Here is a 15,765-nt window from a genome sequence, read left to right as displayed (position 1 = left end):
CATTGTCTTGAATTTTTTTGTTATGTAGCGTTATGGTCTTACCGTTTTCAGCCTCAACTCTAGAGCTTATATCCTCAATTTGTGTAGACTTTTCAGGTTGTTTTATTGGTGATATTGGTTTTTCAAGCTCTGATTTTTCAGATATTTTTTGTGCAGAGGCAGATTGTACGGGCGCTGGTTTTACAGATTTTGGCGGTACCGATAATGCTGGTTTTCCAGTTTCTGGTCTTAAAGATATTGGCTGTGCGAGTTCTGGTTCTTTAGGCGTTGGCGATAGCTCTGTTGTTGGTTTTGTAAGTTCCACTCTTATAGGTTCTGAGTTTGTAAGTGTTGGTCGTAAACTGGGTGCAGGTTGTGGAGGTTCTGACTGTGATGATACAACAGAATTTTCGGGCATTTTTTTTCTGGAAGAGTCTGTAGAAGAGGTGAGAACACCTGAACGTCTTCTAGATTTTGCTTCCATTCCTGCTGTTGGAGCTATTTCTGTCGTTGGAGATTGTGTAAGAATATCTTGTGTGGCTGTAGGGTTAGATTGTACACCTTTTGCCACTTTAGTCTTTGATGTTTGTGTACTTCCTTGGCTAAGATCAGAGTTTTGTTTTGAAGAAGAAATTGTATTTCCAACTAAATTTCCTTCAAGTTGGGTTGTGGAAGGTAGAGTGCTCGTAGGAGTAGGCGTTGTAGATTCACTCTTTGTAACAAGAGGGGTTATGATCGTTCTTGTAGAGCTAGATGTTAAAGGTGGATATGAAGATGATGCATTTGAATGAGCGGGTTGTGGAGACGGGAGATCTATCGTAGGTTGTGCATTCGTATCATGAAGAGCATAAGACAAGCTGGTGGAAGAATAAAACAGAACTCCAGAAACTGTGTATAGTAAAAAACTTTTTTTCATATGGATGTATTCCTAAATATTTCCCCTCTCTCATAAAAGATAAAACTTTGACCTCATTATGTTTCTTTTGTAAGAGACAAAACGAAACATAATGAGAGTGCTTTATATTTCAAGATAGGAATACCAGTATTTTTAAAAGTGATAACGCATTCCAGCGGAAATATTTATTGCAGATATGCCATCTTTTTTAAATTTATGTTGATAGCTGAGATCATTATGAAACTCGATATTTTCAGATAAGTGCGCTTGAATACCAAAACCACCTTCGATTAAAAATCCCATAGCAGCAAGCGGAAGGTTTTCACTAAAAGTTTTGATCGCGTTCAGTTTGCCGTAGAAGGAAAGGGCATGGCCTTTGTTTTGCGTCAAACGTCCGCCAATACGGAGCAACCATTGATGAGGTTTGCTTATGTCTATTTTAGAGTTATCGTCATCTAAGAAAGAGCCAAGCATGAGACGCTGATAAACAAGTTGTGCTTGCGGTTCTAGGATTACACCTTTCAAACTGGTTGACAGTTTTTGACCAACAGTTGCAGCGGCCCCTAATGTTTTACTATTATTTACTTTTGAGGTATGTTTGATGAAAGCTGTGGTGTTATTTTCTTTGAAAATTCCATAAGAGAGAAATGCACTTGCATAGAGGCCACTGTTATGTTGAATATTTCCATATGCGGTGAGTGACCATTTATCAAGCATTTTCTTATGAGAGCTTTCTTTGTTTTTAGGAGTAAAAGACAATTTCCCATATGTTCCGAAAAGACCAAAATTGCTGCTGATATTTTGATCGTTTAGCGCTATTAATGTTGCCCCTGCTTGAAATGCAGCATAGCGAATATCTGCTTGAACACCATCTTGTTTTGCTTGAATGCTGGAAGAAAAGGTGCTCTTATTGCCATAAGTGGATAAGAAAACGCCTCTCTCTGGATGATCTTTGGGTTCAAACATTGTTATTTGCATATTGTCTAACGAGATATTTTGATTGTTGACATCAGAAAAACCGACAGAAAACATCGCGATAGGCATGACTAAAGAGCTTTCTTTTTGTGGCGTAAGAATTGTTCTTTTTTCTGCCAAATCAAGAGAAGCAGAAGTTGCGGCTGCTTCATTATCTGTAAGTTTAGAGGTGCTTTCGGTATCAGCGGTAGCGGTTCTCCTAACTTTTATGGGTAATTTCACATGAGCTTTTGCGGATGTGTTAAGAGTCGTTTTCGATGCTTGTGTTGGTGTGTTTATTAAATCAATGGTATGGCGTGTTTGAGGGTTTAAGCCAGAAGCGGTACTGGTAGACGTAAAATTAAAAGAAGAAAAAAACAAAGCACAAGCGGCTGTACATAAAAGATTCTTATGCATAGAGATGTTCCTTAAGATATTTTTTTGTTTTGCTAAAAATGAACCACTTTTTGACACACTACAATTTTTGTAATGTAGTAAAATATAAGCAGCACTGTTTTCATCTCAGCGCTGCTTATGCGTCAAAATAGAGAGCTAAGATTTTTAAAAGCGATAACGCATTCCACCGGAAAAATTAATTCCAGAGACACCAGCTTTTTGAAGTTTATGTTGGTAATTAACGTCAGCATGAAGTGCGATATTTTTAGAAAGTTGCGCGTTAATGCCAAGCCCACCTTCAAGGGAAGAGCCCATAGAATCGAGATAGAAAGATTCAATAACATCGATAGTGCGCTTTTCACCAAAAGCTTTGATGACATTCAATTTACCATAAAAAGAAAGAACACGATCTTTTTCAATGGGAAGCATTGTTTTCGTTAAACGCCCTCCAATACGGACCAACCATTGATGAGGGGTCTTTATATTAACCTGGAAGCCATCAATATCTGAAAGAGTGCCAAATGCAATGTGTTGATAAATAAGTTGTGCTTGTGGTTCAAAGGACACCCCTTCAACACCAGTTGCTAGTTTTTGTCCAACGGTAGCTGATATATTTAATGTATCCGTATTCTTTAACTCTGTGGCGTTGCCGATAAGGGCTGTTGTAATATGTCCGTTTAAAATGCCGTAAGAGAAAAGTGCATTAACATAGAGACCATTGTCATGGTGGAGGTTCCCATATGCCGTAAAGAACCATTTATCTAGTATGCTTTTGTCAGAACCTTCCATATCCTTTGGTGCAAAAGAAAGCTTTCCATATGTGCCTAAAAGACCAAGATTCGCGGTCATATTTTGATTTTCTAACGTTGCTAATGTCATGCCTGCTTGGATAGCAGCATAACGAACATCTGCACCATAACCATATTCCAATGGACTACGGCTGGAAGATAACGTCATCTTGTTTCCATAAGTCGATAAGAATATCCCTTTCTGTTTATGACCTTCTAATCCGAAAACTATTGAGTGCATATTATCTAATAGTGTATTTTGATTGTTTATATCAGCCAAGCCAGAGGAGAATATTGCATTATGCATAACCAAATAGCTTGCCATTTGAGGAACAAGAGCTTTGATCTTTCCTTCATCATCGAGAGTCGCACTTTGCAAGCGGAAATCCCAGAAATTCTCATTTTCTTCCAAGGGAGCTTGTCCATTGTTTTCTTTTTTAAGGGATGATGCATTGGTATTTTGTGCATCTTTCTGTTTTGATTCTTGTGATATTCCGCTTAAATGACTTTGTGTCTTATCGGCTGTCCCACGGCTGGATGTTGGTCCATAAACATTGAGTATGTATTTATAAGGTAAGCCCTCCATTGTGGTGTAGCCATGGGCAAGTTTGAAGGAATCTTCATTTGCTTGCCCAGAAACTTGAACAAGTGAGAGCCCACGCATATTCAAAGGAATTGAATCTTCTTCATCATCGAATGGTTCTGCATGCTTTGAAAGATTGTTGAAATAGATCGTTGTGGTACCTGAGACATCACCATGAACGAGAACACGGTCAGTTCTTTGTTGTTCTTTTGTAAGACCATTACTCCACTCTGTATTAAAGTAAATTCTTGCGTTGCCCAATGCATTGTAAACCGTTGTTGCATCGGAGCTTCTGTTTTGCTCTGCTTTTTGTGGATGTTTTCCTACATGCAAGGTTTGATAATGATTGTCTGCTAGTTTATGCGGTGCATTAAATATAATAGAGCTATTATTAAGGTTTAGGACTGAAACGATAGATTGTGCTCGTTGCTTAAGATCAAGGAGCTTATAATCAAATAGACTAAAACTATTTTCCAACTCAAATAGACTAATTTTTAAATGCCACTTGCTGTTATTGTTTAGGGTGAAAACCGTTGTATTTTGAGGAAGCGTTTTTGCTCTTCCTTCCATAATCGAATTATCAGCCTCTAATGTAAAAGTAGCAGGTTGAACCTCGAAGAAGGGTGAGACTTCATTTTTTAATAACATATCAGAACGAATTTCTGAGTTTTTAAGGTACACTGCATTCGTTTTGGGATAATAAGGTCCGAAAATACCTACACCGTCGTTTACAAGAAGTTTTGTATTATTAAGGATTGCTTTGTTTACAACTTCTTCTCCTTCTTTTATTGTAGAACTTGAAATATAACCAAAATTGATACCATAGGCTCTGCTGTGGCCTATGACCTTTAATGTTGAATCTTCAATATGGATTGTGCCGTTTGTGAGTGACAAACCATGCCCTTCTGCCTCTCCCACAATTCCTTTGGCATTAATTTGACCACCTGACGTTGCAGAAAGCAAAGTAAAGCCTGAGTGCATTATTGAGTTTGTAATGGTAATATGACCTTTCTTAGCAATCACGGCATCATACTTACCACGAACAAAAACATTATGAAGGCTCTTCTCTTCTCCATTAGCTACTTGGACCGTAGGAATCTCAAGAGGTTGTTTATTTGCATAAGTTGGAGCAAAATGAGAAAAAATGAAAGTTCCAGCAATTGTACATAACAAAAAATTTTTCTTATAAATATATTTCTTACACATAGATATGCCTTTAGTATTTGGTATGCTTTGATGCTTACTTCATTCCCCTGATGGCGCAAGTACCCAATCAGTTTTTATATCATTATATTTTTATTGTAAACAACAAAACGAATATTATGCTTTGTTATTTATCGTTTAAAAATTGATCTTAGAAGAGCTTTTAAAATATAAAGCGCAATGCAGCGAAGATGGATTTCAGAAAACCTAGCTTGATAAGTATTTTTGTTTTAAAGTGCTAAGGATCAAAATATTTTGCAAGGATGTTTATTGCTTAAGGCTGTTGTTATGAAAACTCTACAAAGTTTTTGGAGAAGATTTGTTGTGCATTTACAAAAAGCTTTCAGTTGGTTTTCTTGTATATAGAATTATTCACTATGAATTTTTTTGATGTAAAAAAGCTAAAATATTTTGTATTTTTTATCGATATACAACAATTTTTATTGAATCCATTCGATTTTTATAAGTCAAAAAGGCGGCTCTCTTGAGACTTCAACAGTCATTGAGAGATAAAGAATTTTGTTGCATTTTGTTTGAATGAAACTAATCCTTTAAAGAAAGCTGTATAGAAAGAACCGTTATTGATGGCTCTTTCCTATAGATTGCAAAAAAAGCAGTACATTCGTACTGCTTTTTTATTAAAAATGAATAGACTATAAATTGTTTTTTGCCTTTTCTTAAAACTGATAGCGTATTCCGCCTGAAAAGCTTGCTCCAGATATACCAGTTTTTTGAAGCTTATGTTGATAGTTAACATCAGCATGAAGGGCGATATTTTGTGATAATTGTGCATTCACACCAAGTCCACCTTCAACAGAAGCTCCCATAGAATCAAAGTGGAATGATTCACCAATCTGTATAGTGTCATTGTTAGAAAAAGCTTTAATAATATTCAATTTACCATAGAGAGAAAGAATACTGCCTTTTTCAATAGAAATCGTCGTTTGTGTTAAGCGCCCACCAACACGCACTAAGTATTGATGAGGATTTCCCATATCTACATCAAAGCCATCGACATCTGAGAATGTGCCAAGCATGAGACGCTGATAAACAACTTGTGCCTGTGGTTCAAAGACCAATCCTTTTGTACTGGTTTCGAACTTTTGTCCAATGGTCGCCGATGCACTGAATGTATCAGCGTTTTTCAATTCTGCAGTCTTTCCTATGAGAGCTGTGGTGATATCTCCCTTGAGCATTCCATAGGAAAAGAGAGCATGGATATATGTACCATTATTATGGCGCAGTCCACTATATGCAGAAATTGACCATTTATTGAGTGTACTCTTGTCAGCACCTTCCATATCTTTTGGGGTGAAAGCTAATTTCCCATATGTCACGAAAAGACCCAAATTGGTGGTCATGTTTTGATCTTCTAGAGCTACTGATGTAAATCCTGCTTGTAAAGCTGCATAGTGAATATCGGCACCATAGCCATATTGCAATGGCGTACGGTGAGAGGATAATGTCATCTTATTGCCATAAGTCGAGAAAAAGATTCCTTTGTTTTTATGATCTTTTTTCTCAAAGCCTGTTTCTTGTATCGTGTTCAGTAAAGTGTTTTGATTGTTTACATCAGCCAGTCCAGCTGAGAATAGTGCGTTAGGCATGGACAAATAGCTTGCCACCTGAGGAACGAGAGCTCTGATCTTTCCTTCATCATCGAGCGTTGCACTTTGCAAGCGGAAATCCCAGAAATTCTGATTTTCTCTCAAATGGTTTTGTGTGCTCCCTATTTGCTCAGAATTTGGTGTTGATTCACCTTTTATATTATCCTCAATCTTTAAAACTACACCACCTAATACAACGGGGGTCGTGTCGGTTTTTGAGGACTTTTCTTTTGATTGTTGAGTTACTTCTCCTAAATGGCTTTGTGTGCTCTCTGCTTTTCCAAGACGTGATGTCGGTCCATAGGCATTTAAGACATATTTATAAGGCAAACTGCCCATTGTGACATAGCCATTTGCTAGTTTGAAGGCATTTTCATTTGTTTTTCCAGATACTTGAATGAGCGACAGTCCACGCATATTCGCGGGAATAGAAGCTTCTTCTTTTGATGGCGCACCTTTTGAAAGACTATTGAAACTAATTGTTGTGGTGCCTGATACATCTCCATGGACAAGAAGGCGGTCAGTTTTTTGTTGTTCTCTTTTTAAACCATCACTCCATTCTGTATTGAAATAAATTCTTGCATTGCCTACTGCATTATAAACGGTTTTTATAGTAGGATCCCTGTTTTCGTGTGGATTAGGGAGCTCAATCGTTCGTCCTACACTCAAGGTTTGATATTGACTCTTTGCCAGCCTATGTGGTGCATTAAACACAATAGAGCTATTATTGAAGTTCAGTACTGAAACGGTAGACAGTGCTCGTTGCTTAATATCATGGAGTGCATAATTAAATGAACTAAAATCACGATTTATGTCGTATTGACTTACATTTAAATACCATTTGCTATTGTTATTTAAATTAAAAACAGTTGTATTTACTGCTAAGGTTCTTGCTCTTCCTTCCATAATCGAATTATCGGCGGTTAATACAAAAGTCACAGGATGAGGATCTGAATCTGTTTTCTTTTTTACATTATTTTGTAATAGTACATCAGAACGAATTTCTGAATTTCTAAGTTGAACCTCGGCAACAGACTTTGAAGATGATGGTCCTAAAATACCGACACCATTTTTCACAAGAAGTTTTGTATTGTTAAGAATTGCCTTATTGATAACTTCTTCACCATCTTTCAGAAAATAATCTAAAATGCTATGAAAAACAATACCGGATTGTTTTTTGCTTTCTATGAATGAATCTTCAATGTTAATGATACCGTTTGAAATCGATAGACCAGTATACAGGGCATTGGCTTTTACTTCTTTAGCATTAATACGTCCACCTTGTGATACAGCAAAAGCAAACGAAGCTGAATGTATTGTTGAGTTCGTAATTGTGGCAATTGCTTTTTCAGAGGCGTGCACTGCGCTCAATCCATTGCGGATAAAAACGTTATTAAGAGTTTTTTCTTCTCCTTTTTCCAGCTTAAACTCACTAATAATTTCAGGAGGTTGTCTATTTGCATAAGTTGGAGCAAAATGAGAAAAAATGAAAGTTCCAGCAATTGTACATAACAAAAAATTTTTCTTATAAATATATTTCTTACACATAGATATGCCTTTAGTATTTGGTATGCTTTGATGCTTACTTCATTCCCCTGATGGCGCAAGTACCCAATCAGTTTTTATATTATTATGTTTTTATTGTAAACAACAAAACGAATATTATGTTTTGTTATTTATCGTTTAAAAATTGGTCTTAGAAGAGATTTTAAAATAGAAAGCGTAATGCAGCGAAGATGGATTTCATAAAACCGAGCTTGGTCAAGCTTATGCTAAAAACACTATGAAGTATGATATTTAAAATTGTCTATTAAGGATAATCGTTATAAAAGCTCTATAGCGTTGAGATGTATTATTTTGTGCACTCACCAAAACGATCAGCAAATTTTCTCTGCTATAAGAAGAAGAGATGAGGGGGCTATTCACAGGCTTTCTTTAAAGATACTTTTCCTTAAGGGTACCAAAGCTCATAGAGTCTCATCATCTTTACGCTTACGAAGGAGCAAGCTGATACCTTTAAGCTTAATAAAAGAGCAAGCCCATCACACACTTTGCTAGCTCCCAATGTTTGTGACAAGCTCTTGGTTCTTGAGACAGTTCATTATAGGGCTTCTTAAGCTTTTCTTATATAACTTTTCTCCACACGCTAGCCCCGCTTGTAACGTGCAAGAAAATTTTTAATTGATTCAACATGAAACAAGTTTGAAATGAGAGAATTCTACGATATTCGGGACTCTCATTTAACATGCAAAATAAATAATTATCTTTATAAATCAATATATTGTATGGAATGAGAGGGATAAGCATTGTCAAAATGCTTTGCCTAAAAAACGCTACATGGAAATATAAATGAATCCTTACAGGTGGTGTTAAGCTAATGGATTGAAGAAACAGATTAAAGGTACGAAGAGAGAGCTTCTTTTATCATTATCTTTTCCAATGTCCTTTTCTTTAATATTGTCTAAAAATATACTTTGCTTAGCTTTATAGACAAATTCGATAATGAATATGCTGCGCGATTCGTGTAAATAGGAGGGAAGGAGATCATTGAGGAGAAAGAAAAAAGTTTCAGGGAATAAGAATAGTAGCTTACATAGATTAAAAAAGGCAGCATATTGTGCTGCCTTTTTGTTAAATTGAATAGAATGATAGGCTACTTTTACAGTCTTTTCTTAAAACTGATAGCGTATTCCACCTGAAAAGCTCGCACCAGAGATACCAGTTTTCTGAAGCTTTTGTTGATAGCTTACATCACCATGAAGGGAGAAATTGTGAGACAGTTGTGCATTGATGCCAATGCCGCCTTCAATTGCAGGTCCCATAGGATCAAGGTCAAAGTCTCTACCAATATGAATGGTACCATCATCACCAAAAGTTTTGATCAAGTTTACTTTTCCATAGAAAGACATAGGACGGTTGTTTTCAGTGGAAATGGTTTTGGTCAAACGCCCACCAACACGGATTAACCATTGAGAAGGATTGTTCATATCAACAGTAAAATTATCAGCATCTTCAATGGTGTTAAACATCAAATGTTGATAGGCAATTTGTGCTTGTGGCTCAAATGTTAAACCTTCCATTCCGGTTGCAAACTCTTTGCCAATAGTGGTGGAAACACTCAACATTTTGGCATCGTTCAACTTTGCGGTATTTCCTCTGAGAGCATTGGCGATATGCCCTTTTAGGATACCGTAGGACAAGAGTGCATCAATGTAGAAACCATTGTTATGCTGTATACTACCATAGGCTGTAATGGCCCATTTATCCAGCGTGTTCTTCCCTGCATCTTCTATATCTTTTGGAGTGAAAGAGAGGCGTCCATAGGTTCCCCCCAGTCCCAGATGTGTTGTGGTATTTTGCCCTTCAATTGCTGCCAATGTGACACCGGCTTGGAGAGCAGCATAGCGAATATCAGCACCATAACCATATTTCAGAGGACCACGCTTGGAAGATAAGGTAGCTGTATTTCCATAGGTGTATAAGAAGAATGCGTTCTTTATCCCTTGTTCTTGTCCTATGGTGGATATTCTCATATTAGCTAAAAACTCGTCTTGCTTAGCTATATCTGTTAATCCAGCGTGAAAGAGAGCATTTGGCATAACTATATAGCTTGCTGTCTGTGGTACAAGAGTGTCCACACCAGAACCTGAACCAGTTTCAAGAATTTCTTTGTGTAAGCGGAAATCCCAGAAATTTTCATTCTTTTCATCAAACAGGTTTTGCGCAATATCGGCTTGTCCATGGCTTGAGTCTGGTCCATAAGCAGTCAGCGTATATTTATAAGGTAAACGACCTCTTGTGGTATAGCCATTTGCCAGTTTGAAAGAGTCTTCCTGTGCTTTCCCAGAGACTTGAATAAGCGAAAGTCCACCGATATTCGAAGGATCAGCAGCATTTACTACACTATTTTTATCCCCTGAATCGCTTTTGATATAAACTGTTGTGTTGCTTGAGACATCACCGTGAATGAGAAGCCTATCGTTTTTTTGATCGGCACTTGCTACGCCATCACTCCAAGCAATGTTGAAGTAAATCTTTGCGTCTCCCGTTGCATTGTAGACTGCTGTGTTGTCTGGTTTTCCAGATCCTATGTGCAATGTGTGATAATGCTCTTCTGTTGGTTTCTCAAAAATAATGGAGCTGTTGTTGAGGTTAAGCTTGGAAACATCAGAACGAGATCTTTGAGCAATATCAAGGAGATTGCCATCATCATCTTTTTCATTTGTACTGGTTTTTACAATCCATTGTGTATTGTTTTGCAAATTAAAGATTGTTTTAGGGCTGTTAATAATTTTTGCTCTACCCTCTAATATGGAGTCATCAGAATTGAGTGTAAAAGTTAAATTATTTTCTTCAGTTGAATTTTTGGTTACTAATAAAACATCAGCACGGATTTCTGATTTATTGCCAAGATTGACGGTGCCGGTTAATTCATCTACGTTAATTCCAACACCGTTTTCAACGTGAAGCTTTGCGTTAGTTAAATTAACTTCTGAGGTTGTATTTTCCACAGGATTTTCAAATTTTATGCCGTTTTTCTCTGCTTTTGCAGAAATTCCCGTCAGATCAATATGTCCACCGTTTTCAACAGCTAATGCTGCCTCTGTTCCTGTTATACTTCCTGTCATCATTGTGATGCTGGAGTCTAAGCCGGTTGCATGGAGGGCATAACCATTAGATGATGTAATTTGGGCGTTTTCGGTTATAGTAATGGTGCTTCCACTCTCTGCACGTATCCCCACATTTTTTCCAGCAAATGATCCTCCAGAGATTGTGATTTGAGAATGATCCATTGCAATTACGCCGATGAATGCTTTTGTAATGTGTACATTTTTTAAAGTGACATTACTTGCTTGGGAATTTAATCCTGCAAATATTACCGAGTTACCTTTTCCATTGCTCGATATTGTCACATCTTCCAATTTGTTTTCGTTGCTTTTACTGTTATTAAAGGTGGCTCCCCCTGTAGAAGTTGTAATGGTTCCTTTATTCATTTTGATTACGCCGCCGTCTCGTGCAAGGAGTCCAGTCGAAGTGTCTCTAATATTTGTTCCATGCAATTCGATCATACTATTAGAATTGATAACACTTGCACCTAATCCGCTAAGGTGCTTTTCTGTTGTGATAGTAACACCTGTGACCGTAATATGACCACCATCTTCCGCACTCAATGCTGTACGGTCCCCTTTGACGTGTCCTTCATTCATTGTGATGGTAGAGTTTAAACCGTCTGCATGGAGTCCATAACCATTAGATGAGGTAATTTGTGCAGCATCGTCTAAATTGATGGTGCCGCTATCTGCTACATATATTGTTTCACCTTCCGCCTTAAATGATCCCCCAGAGATTTTAATTGTAGAATTGTCATATGCAGCTACGGCATTAATTGCATCAGAGATGGTTACATTTTTTAAAGTGACTTTACTTTTTTCTTCTGCTTCTATTCCATAGCCTAGCAGCGCACCGCCTTCACCACTTGATATTATCACGTTGTCCAGATAGTTTTCTTCGCTCTCACTTTTAGAAAAGACAGCACCAGCTACAGAAGCTTTAATGCTTCCTCCCTTCATACTGATTGCGCCATTGCTTTGGGCGTGAAGACCAATTGCACTATCACTAATCGTTGTATTTCCAAGCAACTTAATTACACTATTAGAGCCATCAGCACCTGCACCGATACCATCGTCTGTTGTTTTTAGAGTAACATCTGTGGTTGTAATATGTCCGCCATTTTCTGCAGCCAATGTCACACCTTTCCCCGTAACGTTTCCTTTTGTCATTGTGATGGTGCTACCGGATTCTTCTGCATAGAGTCCATAGTCTTCAGATGAGGTAATTTGCGCTTCGTTGGTTAAAGTAATGGTGCTGCCGTTTGCGGCACCTATTGTTATACCTTTTGCTTCAAATGATCCTCCAGAGACTGTTATTGTCGAGTGATCATTTGCAATTATGGCACTGGTTGCTTGCGTAACGGTTACATCTTTTAAAGCGACTGTACTGTTTTTGTCTGCTTCTATTCCAGCGATTAGTGGCGCATCGTTTTTACCGCTCGATATCGTCACACCTTCCAGTTTGTTCTTTTCGCTCTCAGTGTTTTCGAAGTAAGCACCAATCTTGGAAGCTGTAATGGATCCCCCAGTTATGCTGATTGCGCCACTATTTCTTGCTCCAATTCCGATGTTGCTATCACTAATCGTTGTGTTTCCAAGCAACTTAATTACACTATTAGAGCCATCAGCACCTGAACCGATACCATCGCCATCTGTTGTTTTTAGAGTAACATCTGTGGCCGTAATATGTCCGCCATTTTCTGCAGCCAATGTCACACCTTTCCCCGTAACGTTTCCTTTTGTCATTGTGATGGTGCTACCGGATTCTTCTGCATAGAGTCCATAGTCTTCAGATGAGGTAATTTGCGCTTCGTTGGTTAAAGTAATGGTGCTGCCGTTTGCGGCACCTATTGTTATACCTTTTGCTTCAAATGATCCTCCAGAGACTGTTATTGTCGAGTGATCATTTGCAATTATGGCACTGGTTGCTTGCGTAACGGTTACATCTTTTAAAGCGACTGTACTGTTTTTGTCTGCTTCTATTCCAGCGATTAGTGGCGCATCGTTTTTACCGCTCGATATCGTCACACCTTCCAGTTTGTTCTTTTCGCTCTCAGTGTTTTCGAAGTAAGCACCAATCTTGGAAGCTGTAATGGATCCTCCGGTCATTTTAATTGCACCATTGTCTTGTGCCAAGAGTCCAATTATAGCATTATCAACAGTTGTATTTCCATGTAATTTAATGACGCTGTCGTCACCAATAGCAATTGCACCAGCTCCTTCTTTGTCCCCTGTCGTTTTTAGAGTAACATTTTCTACCTCGATATGTGCTTTATCTTCTGCAAATAATGCGTAGTTCTTCGTGGTTACTGTTCCATCCGTCATTTTTATTATGGAGTTTTCACCTTCTGCATGGAGCCCATTTCCATCAGTTGATATAATTGTAGTACCATCGTTTCCATTTTTAGCTAAAGTGATGCTGCCACCGTTTAAAGCATACACTGTGTCATTTTCCGTCTCAAATGTTCCTCCAAATACGTTTATTTCAGAATTACTCGCAAAAATAGCTTTTTTTGCTTGTTTTACGGTTACATTTTTTAACGTAACTTGACTGTTATCGATGGCGCTTATTCCCAATAATGAGGATGTATCACCTTCTTTTTTTGATATTGTCACATTTTCAAGCTTATTTCCTTTACTATTGTTTGAGAAGTTCGCACCAACTGTAGATTTGCCAGTTGTGGATACTGTAATAGAACCACCGCTCATTTTGATTGCACCGCCGTCTTGTGCAAAAAGTCCGATTACAGCATCATCAACTATTGTGTTTCCGTGCAATTCAATCGTGCTGTTAGGACCGGTAGATTGTGCACCAACTCCTTTGCTATTTGTTTTTAGAGAAACATCCGTGACCTCGATGTGTCCACTGTTAAATGCAGATAATGCTGCTTGATTTCCTGTTACTGTTCCTCCAGTCATCTTGATTGTAGAGTTTTTACCTTCTGTAACGAGTCCTGTTCCATCAGTTGATGTAATTGTAGCACCATCTTTTTCGCCTTTATTTAAAATAACGGTACCACCATTTAGAGCATATACTCCTTGGTTTTTTCCATTAAATTCTCCTCCAAAAACTTCTAGTTTAGAATCATTCGCAAATATGCCTATTTCTGCTTGAGTGACTGTTACATTTTTTAAAGTTACCATGCTTTTGTTTGCACTGATTCCGAATAGCAGTGGTACTTCATTATGACTGGATATCGTCACTCCGTTCAGTTCGTTTGCATCGCCCTTACTGTTTAAGAAAGCAGCCCCCCCTCCAGAAGCTGTAATAGACCCTCCGGTCATTTTGATCGTGCTATCGTTATTTGCAGTTAATCCAACGACAGCATTTTCAATCTTTGTATTTCCTTGTAGTTCAATCGTGCTTTTATCTCCACTAGCGACGACGACACCTAATCCTTCGTCATCTTCCGTTGTTAGAACGACATTTTCAACTATAATATGTCCGCCGTTACCTGAAAATAATGCCATTTCCTTCGCATTTACTGTTCCACCGGTTATTTTGATTATACCGTTGTTTTTTGCTTCAAGACCAAGGTTAATGTTAAAATCAGTTCCTTTAATGGTTGTTTTATCCCCCGTTAAAGTGATCATACTGTTCTCGCCTTCAGCTGTTACAGCAGCGGGTGATTCTAGAGAAGATGATCCTGGAGAAGATGTGGATGAGCCTTCGTCGGTATCCTTATTTCCGGTTACTGTTAAATTTTCACCAGTGATTTTGCCACTTTCTTTTGCATGAAGAATTTCATAGGACTTACCGGTTTCTCCGGTGACGGCTGGTCCTTCTCCTGAAGCTTCAAGAGATTCAGCATGTGCATTGGAATAGATACTAGAGAGTATGATCGCGACTGTTGCTGTATATGATAAAAGGGATTTTTTATACATCCGTATTCTCCTTTGAAGTCCCCAATATTCATTTCCCCACCGACCTCATAAGAAGAATAGAAAATGAGTTACTGTTCTTAGTGTTGTTACATTACCTCTAACTCGGTAAGTTATTTTAATTTTTCTGTCAAATATTTTAAATAATCTTCATGAAAATGTATATTATGTATAGTTTATTTTTTATTAAATGAGTTTATTTATTTTCTGTTTGTAGTGGGATTATTTTTATATCTTGATAAAATAATAAAAATAATTTTTGATAATTACTGAGAGTTCTTTATGACTATTAAGATATTTTATGATAATTATTTGAAGATATTTTCACTTAATACAAAAATATATTTTACTATCCTATCGTTTATAGTTTTTTGTGTTTTTTCTTGTTTGAATATTGTATAGACAAAAAATTGTTTGAGTTTTCAGATGAGGAGAAAGTTTCTGATAATCGCTTATCTTATTGAGGGCGGTAAAACAGACATATCTTAAGTTTAAAAACGTAATTAATAAAGAGATTCATGTTAAGGTTTTAAATGAATAGTACTTTGGTCAATAAAATTGCACTGTTATTAAAAAGTTTCCGCGTTCATTATTTGTGGGTTTTAATATATTCTGGATAAAAATACCTTATATTTTTCTTGATAAAAAGGGAGGGGGTAGTTTTAGTGTCATTAGGATTTATATAAAGCGAAAAGGCAGCACATTGTGCTGCCTTTTTTTAAATTGAATAGAATGATAGGCTATTTTTACAGCCTTGTCTTAAAACTGATAGCGTATTCCACCTGAAAAGCTTGCACCACTTATACCAGTTTTCTGAAGCTTTTGTTGATAGCTTACATCACCATGAAGGGAGAAATTGTGAGACAGT

At 37.4% G+C, this 15,765-nt stretch carries 5 protein-coding genes; 1 reads left to right on the top strand and 4 read right to left on the bottom strand.

Annotation, left to right across the window (positions count from 1 at the left end):
• Nucleotides 1-32 precede the first annotated feature (32 nt).
• The gene (locus ACFIKY_RS06585) at nucleotides 33-770 is read left to right on the top strand and encodes a hypothetical protein (protein WP_375636406.1); all 738 of its coding nucleotides are present in this window, start codon (nucleotides 33-35) and stop codon (nucleotides 768-770) included.
• A 257-nt stretch (nucleotides 771-1,027) separates the two neighbouring features.
• Here the strand turns inward: ACFIKY_RS06585 and ACFIKY_RS06580 are convergent, their stop codons facing one another.
• From ACFIKY_RS06580 to ACFIKY_RS06565, 4 genes are all read right to left on the bottom strand, one after another.
• The gene (locus ACFIKY_RS06580; protein ID WP_375661565.1) at nucleotides 1,028-2,245 is read right to left on the bottom strand and encodes an autotransporter outer membrane beta-barrel domain-containing protein; all 1,218 of its coding nucleotides are present in this window, start codon (nucleotides 2,243-2,245) and stop codon (nucleotides 1,028-1,030) included.
• Between the two features lie 144 nt (nucleotides 2,246-2,389).
• On the bottom strand, nucleotides 2,390-4,801 hold the full coding sequence (locus ACFIKY_RS06575) for an autotransporter outer membrane beta-barrel domain-containing protein (protein ID WP_375661564.1): 2,412 nt from the start codon (nucleotides 4,799-4,801) through the stop codon (nucleotides 2,390-2,392).
• A 674-nt stretch (nucleotides 4,802-5,475) separates the two neighbouring features.
• Complete coding sequence (locus ACFIKY_RS06570) at nucleotides 5,476-7,953, bottom strand: autotransporter outer membrane beta-barrel domain-containing protein (protein WP_375661563.1); 2,478 nt, start codon at nucleotides 7,951-7,953, stop codon at nucleotides 5,476-5,478.
• Between the two features lie 1,124 nt (nucleotides 7,954-9,077).
• Nucleotides 9,078-14,900 carry an autotransporter outer membrane beta-barrel domain-containing protein gene (locus ACFIKY_RS06565; RefSeq protein WP_375661562.1) on the bottom strand — a complete coding sequence of 1,941 codons (5,823 nt, stop codon included), beginning with the start codon at nucleotides 14,898-14,900 and terminating at the stop codon, nucleotides 9,078-9,080.
• Between the last annotated feature and the right edge of the window lie 865 nt (nucleotides 14,901-15,765).

It is taken from the genome of Bartonella sp. CR127HXZ, assembly GCF_042194555.1.
GTDB lineage: Bacteria > Pseudomonadota > Alphaproteobacteria > Rhizobiales > Rhizobiaceae > Bartonella > Bartonella grahamii.
This window is presented reverse-complemented; position numbering and strand designations above follow the sequence as displayed.